Source organism: Sulfitobacter sp. (assembly GCF_041552635.1).
Lineage (GTDB): Bacteria > Pseudomonadota > Alphaproteobacteria > Rhodobacterales > Rhodobacteraceae > Sulfitobacter.
In genome coordinates, this window is the sequence record NZ_JBFEKM010000084.1 from 1 (window position 1) to 17,638 (window position 17,638).

The window sequence follows — 17,638 nt, forward strand, 5'->3', positions numbered from 1 at the left end:
GCGCGACCGCGCTTGGCATCGGCAAATCCAGCACGACCTTCAAACCGCCTCCGCGTGCCTGTTTCAGGGTCATCGACCCCTTCGACGCATCCAGAATATCCTGAACAATCGCCAGCCCAAGGCCCGTTCCTGTGCCTTTGACATCCATCCGCGCACCGCGTTTGACCATGGCATCGGATTGCTCTTTGCTCAGGCCCGCGCCGTCATCCGTGATCTCGACAACAGCGCGCCCGGCATGGCACGCAGCCGTCACATGAACCAAGCTTCGGGCATGGCGCAGGGCATTTTCCAAAAGATTCCCCAAGACCTCGTTCAGGTCATCGCGGTCCATCGCCACATCAATATGGTCGGGAATATCCTGCGTTAGCTGGATGGTTTCACCACGCGGCGTGCGCTCCAAGGTCCGCAGGATCGCTGCTGTCGCGGCATTCAAAGACGCGCTGTGTACCCTGCCCCCGTGCCGGATCCGGGCCTGCGCCAACTCGCGCTCCATCAGGCGCTTCATCCGCATTGCCACGTCTTCGATGTCGGCGGCGATCTGGGTTTCGCCCTTTGCCTGCAGCCGCGCGATGTCGGTTGCCAGCGCCGTCAGGGGCGTCTTGAAGCCATGAGCAAGGTCCGCCGCCCTGTCACGCGCCCGGATCATTGATTCCCCCTGAAGCTCTAAAAGCGCGTTCACCTCGTCTACCAGCGGCTTTACTTCGCGGGGGACATCAGCCGTCAACCGCGACTGCTTGCCCGAACGCACCTTGTTCACCGAGGCCTGCAAGGACCCCAGCGGCTTAAGCCCGGCTGCGATCTGAAACCCGAACCCTGCCAACAATACGATCCCCAAAAGCGCCAAAGCCGGGATCAGTTCCTTGCGAAAATCAACCGCCAGCCGTTCGATTTCAACGGAATCGACCGCAACCGATACCCGCACATCGACAAGCGTCCCGGCAGTTGGAATTGTGATCATTTGCTCGCGCACCAGCAACGCGCGGCTGAAAGCTGTCTCAAGGCTGTGTTGGTGGGTCTCACCCGGCACCAACGTGTCTTGAGGCAGGTTGATTTCTGAATCCCAAAGCGATCTGGACCGCAGCAGAATATCGTTTTGATCGGTCCCGATTTGCCAGTACAGCCCGCCAAAGACAGTGTTGAACCGCGGGTCCGCAGGATCACGGATCAAAAAGGGCTGCTGATCGGCGTCAAACCGTATCGCGCCGGATAGTTGCGTCAGGTAAACGTCCAATTCCTGCGCCACGCGGCGTTTTGAGTGCCGTTCAAACAGTTCCGTCAGGCCGATTGCAGTCACAAACAAGGCAAGAACAACAATGCCCGCCGAGATGATTAAAAGCCGAACACGCAGGGACTGCATCCGATAGGTCATGGTGCGGGGTCCGTTTCAACAATATAGCCAAATCCCCGGCGGGTCTGGATCAACGCCGTCGGCATTTTTCGCCGGACGCGCCCGACCAGAACTTCGACAGCATTGGATTCGCGTTCAAAATGGACAGACTGTAAATGTTCGGCCAATTCTTGCTGCGACACGATCCGCCCGCTGTTGATCATCAAGAACGATACCAGCCGGTATTCCTGCGGCGACAAGGACACCGGAACACCGCGCACCGTGATCCGCATCTGACGCATGTCAAGTTCGGTTTCACCCACTTTGATCACCGGGCTGGCCTGACCGCCAGAGCGGCGGATGATCGCCCCAAGCCGCGCCAGGACTTCTTCCATGTGAAAGGGTTTGGCCAGATAATCATCGGCCCCCGCATCAATACCTTCGACCCGTTCTGTCCAGGACCCGCGCGCCGTCAAAACCAGAACCGGCATTGTCCGGCCCGCCTGCCGCCACCGCTTTAGAATCGTCAGCCCGTCCATTTCTGGCAGGCCCAAATCCAGAATGACGGCTGCGTAAACTTCGGTATCGCCCAAAAACCAACCCTCCTCGCCAGAGGTTTCGCTGTCCACGATATAGCCGGATGCTTCGAGCGCCGCTGTGACGTCGGAACGGATGCGGTCGTCATCTTCAATCAACAATATCCGCATCGCTAGTCCGCCAGCTCGTTCTTGAGGACAGCACCGGTTTGCGCATCGACATAAACCTCGCGCCGGTGGCCCCGGTCATCAATATAATAGATGCCGTACTTGAACCTCCCGTTCTCCTGTTCGAATTCGATATCGACGACATTATCGCCAGTGATCGGTTGCACGCGCGTCAGAATCGAAATCAACGGCAGAACCTGTCCCGCGCGCCGTGCCTCAAGCAGCGCGTTCAGGCCATGCCGTTCATCATCATCATCATCCGCCAAAATGGCTGTGGCTGCAAAAACCAAAGCGGTTGTCAGCACTATCATATGTTTTTTCATAATTCCTTCCTCGCAGATCGAAAATGACAGTTTGCTGACAGCCCCTGTCGGGGAGTTGTCATTTTGACCCTGCCATAAAGATCACATCGAAACAGCGGGGCACCAAGACGCCCCTCCAAACACAAGGACAACGACCATGAAAACATTAACCGCACTCACCTTTGCCGCGACTTTGTTGGCAGCCCCCGCCTTTGCAAGCAAGATCTCTTGCGATAGCGGCCCGCAGGATGGCTGGATGACCAAAGACGCGATCATGGAAACGGCAAAAGGTCTTGGCTATGACACCCGCGCCGTGAAAGTAGAACGCGGCTGCTATGAAGTCTATGCGATCTCGCCTGAAGGTAAAAAGGTCGAAGCGTTTTTCAACCCGGTCACAGGTGAACTGGTTGGTGTGAAAGAAGACGACTGATGTCTGATGTCAGCACCCATTCTTCCCGACATGACACGAATACATGCGGCAAGGTCCGCGTGTGGGACCCGCTGGTGCGGATCTTTCACTGGTCGCTGGTGGGGGGCTTCGCTGTCTCTTACATCACGGCCGAGGAATGGGACGCGGTGCACGAGTTTGCCGGATATGTTGTTGCCGGACTGATCGGGTTTCGACTGATTTGGGGCCTGATCGGGTCGCGCCATGCGCGGTTCTCGGATTTCACATACCGGCCTTCGGCGGTTGTGTCTTTCATCAAGGACAGCCTTGCGATGAAGGGTCAGCGCTATGTCGGACACAATCCGGCCGGCGGGGCGATGGTGATCGCATTGCTGCTGGCAATTTCGGGAATCGCGGCAACCGGATACATGATGACGCTCGACATGTTCTGGGGCGTTGAATGGGTCGAAGACATCCACGAGCTGTTGGTCAACGGCACCCTCGTTTTGATTGCTCTGCATGTGGGCGGCGTGATCTTGGCCAGTATCGAACACAAAGAAAACCTTGTCCGTTCCATGTTTACGGGCCTGAAAAGACGCTAGGGGCACCGCCCCTGCGAGAAACGACCAAATCAGCGCAATGCGTTGATAAGATATAATATTTAACCACCAATTTGGAGATACACTATGAAAACCTCAATGATTGCAATCATCATCGCCACTCTTGCCGCAACCAGCTCGGTTTCGATGGCCGCAACGGACAGCCGGACAGAGGGCAGCAACCAAAGAATTAGCCTGGGCGATGATCGCGGCCCCGATGGCAACGAAAACACTTCTGAAACCGAAGGCCACGGGTCAGAAGGCCGCGACGCAGAAGGGCATGAAGGTGCAGAAAGCGGCGATCACGATGGCGCTGGCGACCATGATCAAGGCGAGAGCGGTGATGGACACGGAGAGAGTGGCGATGGCCACGGAGAGAGTGGCGATGGCCACGGTGAGAACGATGGCGAAGGCGCAGGTGACCATGGCGGCGAAGGCGAAGGTGGTCACGGTGGCGACGGTGAAGGCGATCACGGTGGCGATGGCGACGACTAAAGTCTAACACCAAATTCCACGTATCACAGCCCGCACCAAAAGCGCGGGCTGTGATCTTTTCTTGCGACACAATGCTCTTTCAATGTGTTTCTCTCAAGTTGGCAGACAGAAAAACCACTCCATCATATTAAGACCGCGCCGCAGGCGGGGTTTTGGTCAGACGACGCTGATCTAGAAGGATAAATACCCAAAGGGAGCCATTTTCTTTCTGCGTGCCACCGGGGCGCTGCCCCGGACCCCGGGATTTTTACCCATTTGGAAGACCTGCGTGGTGCCTTGAGTAGCAGGGGGTGACCTGATACTCGGCACGAGAATTCAGCCGAGCAGGAGTAATGAGTATGCAAGAGTTAACGTTTGGCTGGGAAGAATGGATTGCCTTGCCCGAGCTGGGTTTGCCGGCGATCAAGGCCAAGATCGACACCGGCGCACGGACATCGGCGTTGCATGCCCATGACATCGAAGTTTTCGGGTCGGACGCAAAACCGAAGGTCCGGTTCAATGTGCATCCGGTTGCAGGCAATGAAGATATCGTCATCACATGTTCGGCCCCGATCATTGACCGGCGCGAGGTGACATCTTCGAACGGGGAATCCGAGCTGCGCTATGTGATCTCGACGAATCTGGATGTTGCAGGGCAAAGCTGGCCCATTGATGTTACCCTGACCAACCGTGCCGGTATGGCAAGCCGTATGTTGTTGGGCCGTCAGGCCTTGACCGATCACATCACCATTTCACCGACTGAAAAACGTCTGCAGCCGGATCTGAGCTATGATGTTTATCACAGCGCCGCCGTACGTCGCAAAGCGCCTCAGCGGGCGTTGCGGATCGCGGTCCTAAGCCGCGAGGCGGGGAATTATTCCACCACCCGTCTGGTCGAGGTCGGCGAAGCACGCGGCCACACGGTCGAGGTCATCGACACCACGCGTTGCTATATGGCGATCAATGCCATGGCACCGGAAGTGCATTACGACGGTAAGCGGCTACCGAGATATGATGCCGTGATCCCCCGGATCGGCGCGTCGGTCACGCCCTATGGCTGTGCCGTGATCCGCCAGTTCGAAACCATCGGGACCTATTGTGTGAATGGGTCGGCGGGCATTCTGGCCAGCCGCGACAAGCTACATGCGCATCAGGTGTTGGCGTCCAAAAAGATCGGCATGCCAACGACGGCCTTTGCGGCGTCACCCAAGGATACGTCGAATTTGATGGCCCTCGTCGGGACTGCCCCACTGATCGTGAAGCTGCTGGAATCGACCCAAGGCAAGGGCGTCGTTTTAGCCGAAACCAAAAAAGCAGCAGAATCCGTTATTGATGCGTTTCGGGGCCTTAAGGCGAACTTTCTGGTGCAGGATTTCGTCAAGGAAGCTGCGGGCGAAGACATTCGCTGCCTTGTTGTCGATGGTAAAGTCGTTGCCGCCATGAAACGCACCGGTGCGGAGGGCGATTTCCGGTCCAACCTGCACCGTGGGGGCACCGCAAAGGTCGTACGCATCACCAAGCTTGAACGCGATACCGCATTGCGCGCCGCCCGCGCCTTTGGGTTGGGCAAGGCTGGCGTGGATTTGCTGCGTTCGGAAAGCGGGCCCAAGGTTCTTGAGGTGAATTCGTCGCCCGGATTCGAAGGGATCGAGAAGGCGACAGGCAAGGATATCGTGGGGATGCTGTACGATATGGTCGAAGCACGGGTAAAGCCGCAGCCAGTGCGCAAGCGCAAGGCGTAACTGCGGATTTGCCCCTCTGGACGCTGGACGCGGTAATCCCTATATAAACGATCAGATAACACAGCGAGGCCCCTGATGACCGACAGCACCCAACCCCTTGAAGGCACACCGCTGATTGCACCGTCTTCGACCGATCATCCGCTATACGATCAGATCGTAGAAGCCTGCCGCACAGTTTATGACCCTGAAATTCCGGTCAATATCTATGAGCTTGGCCTAATCTATACCATTGATATCAATGCCGAAAGCGAAGTTAACATCAAAATGTCACTGACCGCGCCCGGCTGCCCTGTGGCTGGCGAAATGCCCGGCTGGGTCGCAGATGCGGTCGAACCCCTGCCCGGCGTCAAAACCGTCGATGTCGAACTGGTCTGGGAACCACCGTGGGGCATGGATATGATGTCGGACGAAGCGCGGCTTGAACTGGGGTTCATGTAAAGCCGGCGTTTCATATAAGCATCACGCAAGCATCGCACATCTGTTACATCTGGCCGTCAAACACGCGCCAGATGTTTTTTTAACCGGAGCGATCATGCGTCTTACCACAGCCCTCACCGCCTTGGCCTTGCTGCCTGCACCCCTTTGGGCCGATGCCCACAGTACACCTACCCCAGTCGAATACGGCCCCCGCCCTGCCTATCTGATCGACAAGCTCCCCCAAGGCGCGCTTAAGGAAAAGCTGATGACGTGCATGGGGCAGACCCCCAGCCGCACATTGTTTTCTATTGGTCACCGCGGTGCGCCTTTGATGTTCCCTGAACATACCGTTCAATCCAACGTCGCAGCTGCGCGTATGGGTGCTGGCGTGTTGGAATGCGACGTGACCTTTACCGCCGATCATGAACTGGTCTGCCGCCACGCGCAAAACGACCTGCACACAACGACAGACATCCTGATCACCGATCTTGCGGAAAAATGCACCGCCGGATTTACCCCAGCCACGGGCGACGCGGGTGCCAGTGCCGAATGCCGCACCTCAGATCTGACGCTGGCAGAATTTCAAACGCTGACCCCCAAGATGGACAGTGCCGACAAGACCGCCACCACCGTCGAAGGATATCAGGGCGGCGTTGCCCCGTTTCGCACCCAGCTTTACACCGACAAAGCCGACCTGATGACCCATGCCGAATCCATCGCGCTTTTCGCGTCACTTGGTGCAAAGTTCACGCCCGAACTAAAATCCGCGTCGGTCGAGATGCCGCATAACGGCTTTAGCCAAGCAGATTATGCGCAAAAGATGATTGACGAATACAAGGCGGCTGGTGTCCCAGCATCCGATGTTTGGGCTCAGTCATTCGACCTGAACGATGTGCTGTACTGGGTGCAGAACGAACCCGAATTTGGCAAGCAAGCGGTGTACCTGGTCGAATGGTCCGAAGGGTTTGACGAACAGGACAAGGCAACATGGGCGCAGGATTTTAGCGCGCTCAAGGCACAGGGCGTTCAGTACCTTGCCCCGTCGCTTAACATGCTGCTGACAAATAACGATGGCAAACTGGCCGCATCCGCCTATGCCAAGGCTGCGAAAGCCGCTGACCTCAAGCTGATCGCATGGACGCTGGAACGCTCTGGTCCTTTGGCATCGGGCGGCGGTTGGTATTTCCAATCGGTGAACGACATCATCAAGGATGACAGCGATTATCTGGTGGCTCTGGATGTTCTGGCCCAAGACGCAGGCGTCGAAGGCGTCTTTTCGGACTGGCCCGCGACAGTGACCTATTACGCCAACTGCATGGGCCTTTAAGCCCGCCACACCGACCGACATTTTGCAAGCCGCTCCGAATTTTGGGGCGGCTTCATGCATTTTCAACGCAACCGCTTGAGAATATGCCGCCGACCCCCTATCTTTGCCTTAACAGGAGTATCAATGATGTTCGCGATCCCAGGCAAGCAAGCCGTTACCATCACACCCAAAGCCGCCACGCAGATCAGCAAGTTGATGACGTCAGCGGGCCATGCAGGGCTGCGCATTGGCATCAAAAAAGGCGGTTGCGCGGGCATGGAATACACCATGGAATACGTGAACGAACCTGACGCCAATGACGAAGTCGTCGAACAGGACGGCGCGCGGGTGCTGATCGCGCCGATGGCGCAGATGTTCCTTTTTGGCACCGAAATCGACTATGAGACGACGTTGCTGGAATCAGGTTTCAAGTTCCGCAACCCCAACGTGACCGAGGCCTGCGGTTGTGGCGAATCCATAAAGTTCGGCTAAACTCCTTTTCACCTGTTGTTAGCGCTGCCAAATCTTCCCTTGTCGTTGCCCCGTGACGGGGCGGCTGGTATCCCTTGGGCAAAACAATGACAGGGATACTGACATGCGCCGCAAACTTGCCGCCGGAAACTGGAAAATGAACGGGACCGCTGCGGCGCTTTCGGAATTGGTCGAACTGGCCAGCCATCTTGATCCGACCGATGCCGAGACGCTGATCTGTCCTCCTGCCCCCCTGCTCTACCGTGCCTGTGAAAAGGCGCGTGGCACCGGCATCGCCATCGGCGCGCAGGATTGCCACATGCAGGCTGACGGGGCCTTTACCGGCGATGTCTCGGCGGCAATGATCGCGGATACCGGGGCGTCCTATGTCATCGTCGGCCATTCAGAGCGCCGCGATGCCCACGAAGAAACCAACGGTGACATCCGCAAGAAGGCGCGCTCGGCTTGGGCCGCAGATCTGACCGCCATCATCTGCATCGGAGAAAGCGGTGATGATCGCGAGGCAGATAACACCCTCGACATTATCGCGGGCCAGCTTTCGGGGTCTGTGCCAGACGGTGCGACGGGCGAAAACACCGTGATTGCCTATGAACCCATCTGGGCCATCGGCACCGGCAAAGTTCCCACCCTTGCGCAAATTATCGAAGTGCATGATTTCATTCGCGCCCGCCTCATCGCCCGTTTCGGCGCTGCCGATGGCGATGCAATCCGGCTGCTCTATGGTGGCTCGGTCAAGCCGGGTAACGCCGCCGAAATCTTTACCGCTGAAAACGTCGACGGCGCATTGGTCGGCGGGGCCAGCCTCAAGGCTGCTGACTTTGCCCCGATCATCAAGGCACTCTCAGCCGCCTGATCACGCCAGCAGCCCCTCTTCATTTTGCTAAATATACTCACTGCACCCCAAATATAAAAAAGGCGGCACGTCGATCTGACATGCCGCCTTACTCGTTACTCAATCAACAAAACCGCTACCGGACGATGATCTCGGGACCCATCATCATCGTTGGCAACCATGTCGAAATGATCGGGATGTAAGTCACCATGATCAAAAAGACAAAGAGTACGGCAGTGAACGGCAGTGCTGCGCGAACGACACTCATCATTGGCATGTTCGCCACGCCCGAGGTCACGAACAGGTTCAGACCCACCGGCGGCGTAATCATCCCGATCTCCATGTTCACGACCATGATGATGCCCAGATGGATCGGGTCGATCCCCAGTTCCATCGCGATGGGGAACACCAAAGGTGCCACGATGATCAGCAGGCCCGACGGCTCCATGAACTGGCCGCCGATCAGCAAGATCACGTTGACGATGATCAAGAACATGATCGGACCAAACCCGGCGTCCAGCATAACAGATGAAATCTGCTGCGGGATCTGTTCGTCGGTCAGAACGTGCTTGAGGATCAAAGCATTGGCGATGATGAACATCAACGTCACGGTCAGCTTGCCTGCCTCGAACAGCGTGTCGCGCATGTCGCGGTGAAAGAACACCGTGATCAGCGCCATCGGCTTGCGCATCAGCGACAGGTTGCGTCCTTCGCCTTTGACATGCAGCGGACCCATGTCACGGTAGACAAAGCACGCAATCAAGAAGGCATAGACCGCCGCCACCGCAGCCGCTTCTGTGGGGGTAAAGATACCGCCATAGATACCGCCCAGGATGATGACGATCAGCATCAGGCCCCAACCGGCTTCGCGCCCGGATTCGAACACTTCGCCCCAACCGCGCCAGTCGCCCCTGGGCAGGTTCTTGACCCGCGCCATGATATAGATCGTGACCATCAGCATCAGACCGGCCAAAAGACCCGGAATAACACCCGCAAGGAACATGCGGCCCACGGATACGTCCGTGGCCGATGCATAAACCACCATAACGATGGACGGCGGGATCAAGATCCCCAACGTACCCGCGTTGGCGATCACACCTGCCGCGAATTCCTTGGTATAGCCGGTTTCACGCATGCCTGCGATGACGATGGACCCGATGGCGACAACCGTCGCAGGCGACGACCCCGACAGGGCCGCGAACATCATACAAGCGAACACACCCGCAATCGCCAGACCGCCGGGGAAATGACCCACCAGCGCGATCGAGAAACGGATGATCCGCTTGGCCACGCCGCCCGTCGACATAAACGACGACGCCAGTACGAAGAACGGGATCGCCAGCAACGTGTAGTGTCCCGCCATCGCCTGAAAGAAAGTCTGCGCGATGGATGCCAGCGATGAATCTGACAGCACCAGAAGGAAGATGATCGACGAAAATCCAAGGCTGACGGCGATTGGAACGCCAAGCAGCATCAGGCCGACGATCATCATAAATAGGATTAGAACTTCCATGCGCTTAATCCCCCGCGTTCATGTGTGAAACAGCCGCGACATCGTCTTCGGCCTCGTGGCTAACAATCAGACCGGTCGATACGCCCGTAAAGACGCGCACGCCCGCCTGAATAAAGCGAAACAACAGCAATGCCATGCCGATAGGCAGCATCACATACGGTAAAAAGCGCGGCAGCTTGGCATAGCTTTCGCCCTCGTTCATGATTGGTTCGATAAAGCGCAGCCAGTCCGGCATCGGCATGTCCACGGTCTCGTACCAGGCCTGATCACGGCTGTTTTCAAACCCTGTTGGGAACCAGCGGCCCGACGTGGCGTCAAGGCCGGCGAACGGTGCCCAGTAGTCCCATGCGCCTTTCATTAGCAGGCCCGCATAGATGATGCAGATAACGACTGCGAAAAGTGCGATCAGGCGGCGTGTGGGGGCTGAAAACAGATTAATAACCGCATCGACACCCAAATGGGCTGTGATCTTCACCGCATAGCTCATCCCGAACAGGACCAGCCAGGCAAACAGGAACGTCACCGCCTCAAGGCCCCAGATCAGGCCTGTGTTAAAACCATAGCGCAAGACGACGTTGATAAATGTAATGATCGTCATCAGGCCAAGGATCACGGCAATCGCCGTTTCCTCGAACTCGTGCACGATCCGGCCAAGGGCCGTTGTGGGGTGGTATCCAGATGACATGAGAAAACTCCGCAATAAGGGGAGAAGGCAAGCCCGGCGAAAGCCCGTGAGCCTGCACAAAAAAGGTGCCTCCCCCATCGCGGGAAGAGGCACCCATCAAAACGACTTAGTGCTTGGCGTTGATAGCCTGCGCAGCGTCGATGTTTTCCTGACCAACGTCGGCCGTGAACTCTGTCCAGACGGGCATCATCGCATCAACCCAAACCTGACGGCCTGCGGCGTCCAGTTCGACGATCTTGGAACCGGTGTCCAGAATTGCCTGACGCGCTTCGGCATCGACTTGACCAACGGCGGCGTTACGCGTGACGGTGACTTCCTCAAGGATGGTCGCCAGCTGGGTGCGCACGTCGTCTGGCAGGCCATTCCACCAGTCGGTGGATGTCACAACCATATAGTCCAGAACACCGTGGTTGGTTTCCGTGGTGCCGTCCTGCACTTCAAAGAACTTCTGGCCGTAGATGTTGGACCATGTGTTTTCCTGACCGTCGACAACGCCGGTTTGCAGCGCGCCGTAAACTTCGGAGAACGCCATTGGCTGTGGCGACGCGCCGATGGCTTCCATCTGCGCCTTGATCACGTCAGACGCCTGAACGCGGAACTTCAAGCCGTTTGCATCGGATGGCACGTTCAAAGGCTTGTTGGCAGACATCTGCTTCATGCCGTTGTGCCAGAACTGCAGACCCGACAGGCCGCGACGCTCCATCGATGCTTTCATCTCCTGACCGGTGTCAGAGTTCTGGAATTCGTCAACAGCTTCGATGTTCTTGAACATGAAGGGCAGATCGAAAATGCGGAAAACTTTAGTGAACTGTTCGAATTTGGACAGCGAAGGGGCCGCCATCTGAACGTCGCCTTGCAGCATTGCTTCAAGCACTTGGTCATCGTTATACAAGGTCGAGTTCGGGAACACTTCCATGCAAGCTTTGCCGTTCATCTCGTCGTTCACGCGTTGCTCAAGCAGGGTGGCGGCGATGCCTTTTGGGTGCTTGTCGCTGTTGGTGACGTGGCTGAACTTGATGACGATTTCACCGTCGTCACAGGCGGCCGAAACGGCACCGGCGGATACGGAAAGGGTCAGCGCAACGGCTGCGGATGTCAGGAATTTCATGTAATATCTCCTCCCAGAGAGCTGTTTTTCAAGTCTCGGCAGTCGGTGTTTTGACTGCGCTGTGGGAAATAGACCCCTGAAACAGTATTCTTACAAGGCTGGCGAAATTTCGCTGATGTCGCGCCAATTAAATAAACATTTTCATAAGGTTGGGGAAATCTCTTCGGGCGGCGCAATCGCCCATTATTCCGGTTTGTGCGAAAAGCCGCACAACCTTTCGACCGGTTTGTGCGGAAAACCGCACAAACTTTCAGCTTCTGAAATCCTCCGCGCGAATCCCATAGCGGGTCAGTTTGTCATAAAAGGTCTTGCGCGGCAGCTTTAGCGCCTCGGCGGCGGCTGTCGCCTGTCCGCCCGCACGCCGGAGTGCGGCCTGCAACAAAGACCGCTCGACCTGCGCCATCTGTTCGGCCAGCCCCAATCCGGCATCCGGTGCCACGTCGTCAGCCACCCCCATGACAAACCGCATCGCTGCAGACATCAGCGCGCGCGCATTGCCCGGCCAATCGCGCGCCATCAGCCCTGCGATGACCTGCGGCGTCACCTCGGGCGCGTTAAGACCCGATTGTTCAGCCGCCTGCCCGACATAGCGTCGAAACAGGGTCGGAATATCCTCTGGACGCTCAGCCAGAGACGGGATGCGCACGGTCATCACCTCAAGCCGGTAATACAAATCCGCATGAAACCGCCCCTCGCCGACCAAAGCTTGCAAATCTCGGGTGCTGCCGGCGATCAATCGGGCCTTTGGTGCACCTTCAAGTGCTTCGATCAGGGTCAATTGGGTTTGTGCCGGCAACTGTGTCACCTCGTCCAGAAACAGGCTGCCCCGCCCTGTCATCTGCAAGGCCTCGGTCAGCTCTTGCGCGCCAAGCCCTTCGGCCGCGCGTTTGACAAAGGGTTCCTTGGCGCGCGGCGAACACATGTGGACGACTTCCGACACCTTCGAAATGCCAGAGCCATAAGGCCCGGTTACCAGCACTTCGGCCTCGGACATGGCAGCGCGGCGCACCTTGGCGCGCGTGACATTTGACAAGTCCGACGTGCCAAAGATCAGCCGCGCTGCGGGGTCACCGCTTTCTACAATGTGCAGCAGGCGGCGGTTTTCCAGCACCAGCGCACGGGTTTTCAATGCCCGTTCGATCACCGCAAGCAGGGCCGATGGCGCGCAGGGCTTTTCCAGAAAATCGAACGCTCCGGCCTCCATCGCGCGCACCGCCATGGGTATGTCGCCCTCTCCGGTCAGCAAGATCACCGGCAGGTCGGGGTCTTGTTCGCGCGCATAGTGCAGCAGATGGAATCCGTCGCGCCCCGGCATGCGCATGTCCGACAGGATCACCCCGTCAAACCCCGCGACGATCCGGTCCTTGGCCGCAACAAACGACCCCGCGGCGATCACATCGACATCGGCCAGCTCAAGCGTCTGTTCAAGCGCCTCGCGCACAGGCGCGTCATCATCGACCAAAAGAACGGTTCTGCTCATGCCGCGACCTCGATTTCATCTGCACGTTCCAGCTGCACTGAGAACATCGCCCCCCCCCCGTCAAGAGGGTTCGCGTCAGGACTGGGGGCGTCAGGGCGTGCCGTTTCAAGGTTGCTGCCGCGAATTTGCCCGCCAAAGCTTTGGACAATACCATAGCTGATCGACAACCCCAGCCCCATGCCGCTGCTGCCACCAACGGATTTCGTGGTATAGAAAGGATCAAACACCTTGTCGGGCATCTCGATCCCCGGACCTGTGTCCTGAAAACGGACCTCGATCCCGTCGTCCGTCATGATCTGCACTGTCAGGCGGCGGGTTTCACGCCCCGACATCGCATCGCAGGCGTTTGTGATCAGATTAACAAACACCTGCCCCAAACGGACCTCTCCTCCATGGACCCAAACCGGGGTTTCGGGGGGATCATAGGCCAATGTCACCCCCGCATCGTCAAGATAGGTTTGCGTCAATTCAATCGCGCTGGCCACAACACGGACCACATCTACGCGCTTTTGTGGCACGGATTCCTGACGGGCAAAGGCACGCAGGTTCTGAATGATACGGGCCATCCGGTCGGACATCTCGGAAATCCTCGACAGATTTTCGGCGGCACGCTCGGGTTTGTCGCGGGCCATGAATTGCACAGCGTTTTCCGCAAAGGACCGGATCGCCATCAGCGGTTGGTTCAATTCGTGACTGATGCCCGCCGACATCTGCCCCAAGGCCGACAGCTTGCCCGCCTGCACCAGATCGGCCTGCGCGCGGCGCAAGGCAGCTTGGGCCTCTTCCCGCTCGGCGGCCTCGCGGCGTAGTTCGGTGTTGCTGGCATTCAAGGCGGCAGTGCGTTTGGCAACCTGACGTTCAAGTTTGGTGTTCGCCTGCGACAGGGCACGGCGGCGTTCGGTGGCCAGAAACAACATCGCGCCAAAGGCCAGACACAGGGCCGCGACCGCCGACGCCTGCGACAGGGCCAGCCGGCGCGCCGGTGCGATATCCAGCAACACCTCGCCGGTCAGCCCGATGACCGGCAACAGCTTCGTCAGATGAAGCGCTTCATCGGGGATGTACGGCCCCCAGCCCATTTTCCAGATTTCGTTGCCCTGCACGAAACTCGCTGAAAAATTAACCGCGCTTTGATCAGGCGGGATCAGCCCCGGCTGCCCCATGGGGCGCTGCCAGAACAGCAGCTCGGACCGGTTGGCAATCTGCACGACCCCCGCCGAATCCGTGAAAAACGCTGCCGGATTGCTGCCGCGCCACGCATAGTCGATCCCGTTCAGATCGGTTGACACGATGACCGCGCCCTTGATCTGACCTGCGTCGCCAAAAACCGGGGCCGCATGAAAATACGCCCGGTCCGTCAGCGGCGCACTTTGACCATGCCCCCAGCCAAGCGCCCCGCGCAAGGCGCGCTTTACAAAGGGCTGATCAATCAACACCGCCCCCGGCGCGCTTTGGGGTGACGCCAGCACCCGCCCCTGAACGTCGACAATCAGAACATCCAATGCAGCTGATTTATCCGCAATATCTTGCAAGAAGTCCCGCGCGCTGCTGGGCGTATCGGCGGCAAGAACATCGTGGACCGCAGGGTGATCCGCCAAAAATACCGTCAGATCGCGATAGCGCTGCAACTGCCCGACCAACCTGTCACTGGCCAGCGACAGGTCCGCTACACCGCGCGCGTGTAATTGCTCAAGCCCTTGCAGATAGGCATAGCGCCAAACGCCGGCCGCCAAACCCAGCACGGTGATCAGAAAAACCAGCAATGTCGCGATGCGACCGTGTAAAAATGTATTCATGGCGTCAATTTTGCACAGAGCACCTTGCAAAGGCCAGAGCTCCGCGTATCCCTGCGCCTCATGAAAACACTAAATCTTTCGCCGCTTGACCCTGAGTTTGTCCAAAACCCCTATGCGGCCTATGCGCAGGCGCGGCTGGACGGCCCCGTCTTGTATTGGAAAGACTACGGCATGTTGGCTGCATTTGATGCCGCGACCGTACAATCCGTTCTGCGCGACCGCCGGTTTGGCCGCGAAGTACCCGCAGATCAACGCCAGCCCGTGCCTGCACATCTGGCAGATTTCGACGCGGTGGACCGCCATTCCATGCTCGAGCTTGAGCCACCAAGCCACACACGCCTGCGCGGCCTTGTGCTGCGCGCTTTCACATCGCGGCGGATCGCATCGCTTGCCCCGGATATTGCGTCCATCGCCGCAGAGCTGTTGGCCGCAATACCACAAGGGTCGTTTGATCTGATTCCGACCTTTTGCACGCAACTGCCGGTGCGTATCATCGCGCGGCTGCTGGGGGTGCCCGAAGACATGTGGCCCGACCTTTTGCGCTGGTCCAATGCGATGGTGGCAATCTATCAGGCCGGCCGCACCCGCGCGGTTGAAGATGCCGCAAACGCTGCCGCCGCGGATTTCAGCGCCTTTTTACGCGGCTATGTCGAGGTACGCCGCAAAGATCCGCGTGATGATCTGATCACGCAGTTGATTGCCGCCGAGGAAGATGGCGAAAAGCTAAGCACCGATGCCCTGATCGGGACATGCATCCTGCTGCTGAACGCTGGTCACGAGGCGACGGTGCATGCGCTTGGCAACGGAGTCGCATGTTTGCTGACCCATCAGGTGCCGCGCGACCTGCTTGGCCCCGACACGATCGCCGCCACAGTCGAAGAAATCCTGCGCTTTGACCCGCCGCTGCATGTGTTTGAACGCTTTGCCTATGAGGATGTTGATCTGAATGGTGTCACCGTGGAAAAAGGCCAAAAGATCGCGCTGGTGCTGGGGGCGGCGGGGCGTGACCCTGCCCTGTATCCCGATCCCGACTGCTTTGACCCCACCCGGCCCATGAAACCCCATGCTGCATTTGGGGGCGGCCTGCATTTCTGCGTCGGTGCCCCGCTGGCACGGCTTGAAATGCAGATCGGGCTGCGCGCACTGTTTGACCACGCGCCGCAGTTGCGCCTGACCGAACCACCGCGCTATGCCAACAGCTATCATTTCCACAAACTTGAACGTTTGATGGTGGAAATCTAGCCCCGCGTTACAGCGGCAACATGGTCGTCGATTTAATCTGCTCCATCGACAGCAGGGCCGTCACGTTATGCACCCGCACCTCGGAAATCAGGGCTTGATAGAACGCATCATAGGCGCGCGCGTTCTTGACCCGCACCTTAAGGATATAGTCGATATCGCCTGCCAGACGGTGCGCTTCCTGAACCTCGGGGCGGTCTTGCAACGCCTTTAGGAAACGCGCCTGCCAGTCTGCCTCGTGTTCAGAGGTGCGGATCAGTACAAAGAAACACGCCTCGAATCCCAAGGCCTCGGCATCCAGCACAACGGTGTGCTGCCCGATCACGCCTGCCTCGCGCAATTTGCGAATCCGGTTCCACACAGGCGTCTTGGAAGACCCTACTTCACGGGCAATATCGTCCAAAGATTGGCTCGCATCCCGCTGTAGCTGCGCCAAAATCTTCCGATCCACCTCATCTATACGAACGTCCATTCTGCGTATCCTTTGGTTTGCGATCTTCTGTTCCAACTTAGCGGCTGATTAGAACATACGTTCTTATATGTCCAGCCACCTAGCGCCATATCGGAATTATTTCCTATATATACCGCAAGGCAAGCGCAAGGACAGCATCATGGATCACTTCCCAATCTTCCTATCGACCAAAGGACAACGCATTGTCGTGTCAGGCGGCGGCGAGGCCGCACTGGCCAAGCTGCGCCTGTTGATGAAATCCCAGGCCAAGATCAGCGTCTACGCGACAGACCCCGCGCCCGAACTGGTGCAATGGGCCAAGGCGGATCGCATCACACTGCACACCCGCGCGTTGCGCCATGGTGATGTTCTGTGCGCCAAACTGTTCTATGCCGCCGACGAAGACACGGTCGAGGACGCCCGCACCGCTGCGATTGCCCGTGCCGAAGGTGCGCTGGTCAATATCGTCGACAACCTGCACGACAGCGCCTTTATCACCCCAGCTATTGTAGACCGCGACCCTGTGACAATCGCCATCGGGACCGAGGGTGCTGCCCCCGTGCTGGCCCGCGCAATCAAGGCCGATCTTGAGGAACGCCTGCCCGCGACGCTGGGGACACTGGCCCGCATCGGCAAAGGGTTCCGCAAGATGGCAGATGCCCTGCCCTTTGGCCGTGCGCGGCGTGATTTCTGGCGTGATTATTACTTCAACGCAGGCCCCCGCGCGGTGGCTGGCGGCGACACGGCTGTTGAGGTCGCACTTGATGATTTGCTGAACGACCA

At 58.1% G+C, this 17,638-nt stretch carries 19 protein-coding genes; 10 read left to right on the plus strand and 9 right to left on the minus strand.

Features of this window, described 5'->3' with window-relative positions:
• The 3 genes from ABYT07_RS11440 to ABYT07_RS11450 form a co-directional block, all read right to left on the minus strand.
• On the minus strand, nucleotides 1-1,369 hold a 1,369-nt coding region (locus ABYT07_RS11440), incomplete at its 3' end, for a sensor histidine kinase (protein ID WP_372991786.1).
• A complete protein-coding gene (locus tag ABYT07_RS11445; RefSeq protein ID WP_372991787.1) occupies nucleotides 1,366-2,034 on the minus strand; it encodes a response regulator transcription factor in 669 nt (222 codons plus the stop codon). The genes ABYT07_RS11445 and ABYT07_RS11440, both read right to left, overlap by 4 nt.
• Before the next feature lie 2 nt (nucleotides 2,035-2,036).
• On the minus strand, nucleotides 2,037-2,354 hold the full coding sequence (locus ABYT07_RS11450) for a PepSY domain-containing protein (protein WP_372991789.1): 318 nt from the start codon (nucleotides 2,352-2,354) through the stop codon (nucleotides 2,037-2,039).
• Between the two features lie 136 nt (nucleotides 2,355-2,490).
• Between ABYT07_RS11450 and ABYT07_RS11455 the strand changes: the two genes are divergently transcribed.
• From ABYT07_RS11455 to tpiA, 8 genes are all read left to right on the plus strand, one after another.
• Nucleotides 2,491-2,763 (plus strand): PepSY domain-containing protein, encoded by a 273-nt coding sequence (locus ABYT07_RS11455; protein WP_372991791.1) that lies wholly within the window; start codon nucleotides 2,491-2,493, stop codon nucleotides 2,761-2,763.
• Nucleotides 2,763-3,323: a cytochrome b/b6 domain-containing protein gene (locus ABYT07_RS11460; protein WP_372991792.1), complete on the plus strand. Its 561-nt coding sequence runs from the start codon at nucleotides 2,763-2,765 to the stop codon at nucleotides 3,321-3,323. Before ABYT07_RS11455 ends, ABYT07_RS11460 begins: the two co-directional genes overlap by 1 nt.
• Before the next feature lie 84 nt (nucleotides 3,324-3,407).
• The gene (locus ABYT07_RS11465) at nucleotides 3,408-3,815 is read left to right on the plus strand and encodes a hypothetical protein (RefSeq protein ID WP_372991793.1); all 408 of its coding nucleotides are present in this window, start codon (nucleotides 3,408-3,410) and stop codon (nucleotides 3,813-3,815) included.
• A 338-nt stretch (nucleotides 3,816-4,153) separates the two neighbouring features.
• Nucleotides 4,154-5,536 (plus strand): 30S ribosomal protein S6--L-glutamate ligase, encoded by a 1,383-nt coding sequence (gene rimK / locus ABYT07_RS11470; protein ID WP_372991795.1) that lies wholly within the window; start codon nucleotides 4,154-4,156, stop codon nucleotides 5,534-5,536.
• A 75-nt stretch (nucleotides 5,537-5,611) separates the two neighbouring features.
• Nucleotides 5,612-5,974, plus strand: a complete 363-nt coding sequence (locus tag ABYT07_RS11475; RefSeq protein ID WP_372991796.1) for an SUF system Fe-S cluster assembly protein — start codon at nucleotides 5,612-5,614, stop codon at nucleotides 5,972-5,974.
• A gap of 94 nt (nucleotides 5,975-6,068) precedes the next feature.
• A complete protein-coding gene (locus ABYT07_RS11480; RefSeq protein WP_372991798.1) occupies nucleotides 6,069-7,280 on the plus strand; it encodes a glycerophosphodiester phosphodiesterase family protein in 1,212 nt (403 codons plus the stop codon).
• 126 nt (nucleotides 7,281-7,406) lie between these two features.
• Nucleotides 7,407-7,751 (plus strand): iron-sulfur cluster assembly accessory protein, encoded by a 345-nt coding sequence (locus ABYT07_RS11485; protein WP_037229022.1) that lies wholly within the window; start codon nucleotides 7,407-7,409, stop codon nucleotides 7,749-7,751.
• A gap of 103 nt (nucleotides 7,752-7,854) precedes the next feature.
• Nucleotides 7,855-8,604, plus strand: a complete 750-nt coding sequence (gene tpiA, locus ABYT07_RS11490; RefSeq protein WP_372991800.1) for a triose-phosphate isomerase — start codon at nucleotides 7,855-7,857, stop codon at nucleotides 8,602-8,604.
• Nucleotides 8,605-8,719: 115 nt separating this feature from the next.
• On the opposite strand, the gene ABYT07_RS11495 is transcribed toward tpiA, so the two are convergent.
• The 5 genes from ABYT07_RS11495 to ABYT07_RS11515 form a co-directional block, all read right to left on the minus strand.
• Nucleotides 8,720-10,096 carry a TRAP transporter large permease gene (locus tag ABYT07_RS11495; protein ID WP_372991802.1) on the minus strand — a complete coding sequence of 459 codons (1,377 nt, stop codon included), beginning with the start codon at nucleotides 10,094-10,096 and terminating at the stop codon, nucleotides 8,720-8,722.
• 4 nt (nucleotides 10,097-10,100) lie between these two features.
• Nucleotides 10,101-10,781 carry a TRAP transporter small permease gene (locus ABYT07_RS11500; protein WP_372991804.1) on the minus strand — a complete coding sequence of 227 codons (681 nt, stop codon included), beginning with the start codon at nucleotides 10,779-10,781 and terminating at the stop codon, nucleotides 10,101-10,103.
• Between the two features lie 106 nt (nucleotides 10,782-10,887).
• Complete coding sequence (locus ABYT07_RS11505; protein WP_372991805.1) at nucleotides 10,888-11,889, minus strand: DctP family TRAP transporter solute-binding subunit; 1,002 nt, start codon at nucleotides 11,887-11,889, stop codon at nucleotides 10,888-10,890.
• 250 nt (nucleotides 11,890-12,139) lie between these two features.
• Nucleotides 12,140-13,369: a sigma-54-dependent transcriptional regulator gene (locus ABYT07_RS11510; protein WP_372991806.1), complete on the minus strand. Its 1,230-nt coding sequence runs from the start codon at nucleotides 13,367-13,369 to the stop codon at nucleotides 12,140-12,142.
• Nucleotides 13,366-15,165, minus strand: a complete 1,800-nt coding sequence (locus ABYT07_RS11515; RefSeq protein ID WP_372991808.1) for an ATP-binding protein — start codon at nucleotides 15,163-15,165, stop codon at nucleotides 13,366-13,368. Before ABYT07_RS11515 ends, ABYT07_RS11510 begins: the two co-directional genes overlap by 4 nt.
• Before the next feature lie 60 nt (nucleotides 15,166-15,225).
• Between ABYT07_RS11515 and ABYT07_RS11520 the strand changes: the two genes are divergently transcribed.
• Nucleotides 15,226-16,407, plus strand: a complete 1,182-nt coding sequence (locus ABYT07_RS11520) for a cytochrome P450 (RefSeq protein WP_372991810.1) — start codon at nucleotides 15,226-15,228, stop codon at nucleotides 16,405-16,407.
• A 7-nt stretch (nucleotides 16,408-16,414) separates the two neighbouring features.
• On the opposite strand, the gene ABYT07_RS11525 is transcribed toward ABYT07_RS11520, so the two are convergent.
• Nucleotides 16,415-16,876, minus strand: coding sequence for an Lrp/AsnC family transcriptional regulator (locus ABYT07_RS11525; RefSeq protein ID WP_372991811.1), 462 nt, complete (start codon nucleotides 16,874-16,876; stop codon nucleotides 16,415-16,417).
• A gap of 139 nt (nucleotides 16,877-17,015) precedes the next feature.
• On the opposite strand from ABYT07_RS11525, the gene ABYT07_RS11530 reads away from it, so the two are divergent.
• Nucleotides 17,016-17,638 (plus strand): bifunctional precorrin-2 dehydrogenase/sirohydrochlorin ferrochelatase (locus ABYT07_RS11530; RefSeq protein ID WP_372991813.1); only part of this gene is annotated, 623 nt, incomplete at its 3' end.

Coding starts and splice junctions, on each gene's coding strand:
- ABYT07_RS11515 (WP_372991808.1), bottom strand. CDS start 15,165: ATGAATACATTTTTACACGGTCGCATCGCGACATTGCTGGTTTTTCTG.
- tpiA (WP_372991800.1), top strand. CDS start 7,855: ATGCGCCGCAAACTTGCCGCCGGAAACTGGAAAATGAACGGGACCGCT.
- ABYT07_RS11510 (WP_372991806.1), bottom strand. CDS start 13,369: ATGAGCAGAACCGTTCTTTTGGTCGATGATGACGCGCCTGTGCGCGAG.
- ABYT07_RS11475 (WP_372991796.1), top strand. CDS start 5,612: ATGACCGACAGCACCCAACCCCTTGAAGGCACACCGCTGATTGCACCG.
- ABYT07_RS11525 (WP_372991811.1), bottom strand. CDS start 16,876: ATGGACGTTCGTATAGATGAGGTGGATCGGAAGATTTTGGCGCAGCTA.
- ABYT07_RS11500 (WP_372991804.1), bottom strand. CDS start 10,781: ATGTCATCTGGATACCACCCCACAACGGCCCTTGGCCGGATCGTGCAC.
- rimK (WP_372991795.1), top strand. CDS start 4,154: ATGCAAGAGTTAACGTTTGGCTGGGAAGAATGGATTGCCTTGCCCGAG.
- ABYT07_RS11485 (WP_037229022.1), top strand. CDS start 7,407: ATGTTCGCGATCCCAGGCAAGCAAGCCGTTACCATCACACCCAAAGCC.
- ABYT07_RS11460 (WP_372991792.1), top strand. CDS start 2,763: ATGTCTGATGTCAGCACCCATTCTTCCCGACATGACACGAATACATGC.
- ABYT07_RS11455 (WP_372991791.1), top strand. CDS start 2,491: ATGAAAACATTAACCGCACTCACCTTTGCCGCGACTTTGTTGGCAGCC.
- ABYT07_RS11495 (WP_372991802.1), bottom strand. CDS start 10,096: ATGGAAGTTCTAATCCTATTTATGATGATCGTCGGCCTGATGCTGCTT.
- ABYT07_RS11445 (WP_372991787.1), bottom strand. CDS start 2,034: ATGCGGATATTGTTGATTGAAGATGACGACCGCATCCGTTCCGACGTC.
- ABYT07_RS11465 (WP_372991793.1), top strand. CDS start 3,408: ATGAAAACCTCAATGATTGCAATCATCATCGCCACTCTTGCCGCAACC.
- ABYT07_RS11450 (WP_372991789.1), bottom strand. CDS start 2,354: ATGAAAAAACATATGATAGTGCTGACAACCGCTTTGGTTTTTGCAGCC.
- ABYT07_RS11505 (WP_372991805.1), bottom strand. CDS start 11,889: ATGAAATTCCTGACATCCGCAGCCGTTGCGCTGACCCTTTCCGTATCC.
- ABYT07_RS11520 (WP_372991810.1), top strand. CDS start 15,226: ATGAAAACACTAAATCTTTCGCCGCTTGACCCTGAGTTTGTCCAAAAC.
- ABYT07_RS11480 (WP_372991798.1), top strand. CDS start 6,069: ATGCGTCTTACCACAGCCCTCACCGCCTTGGCCTTGCTGCCTGCACCC.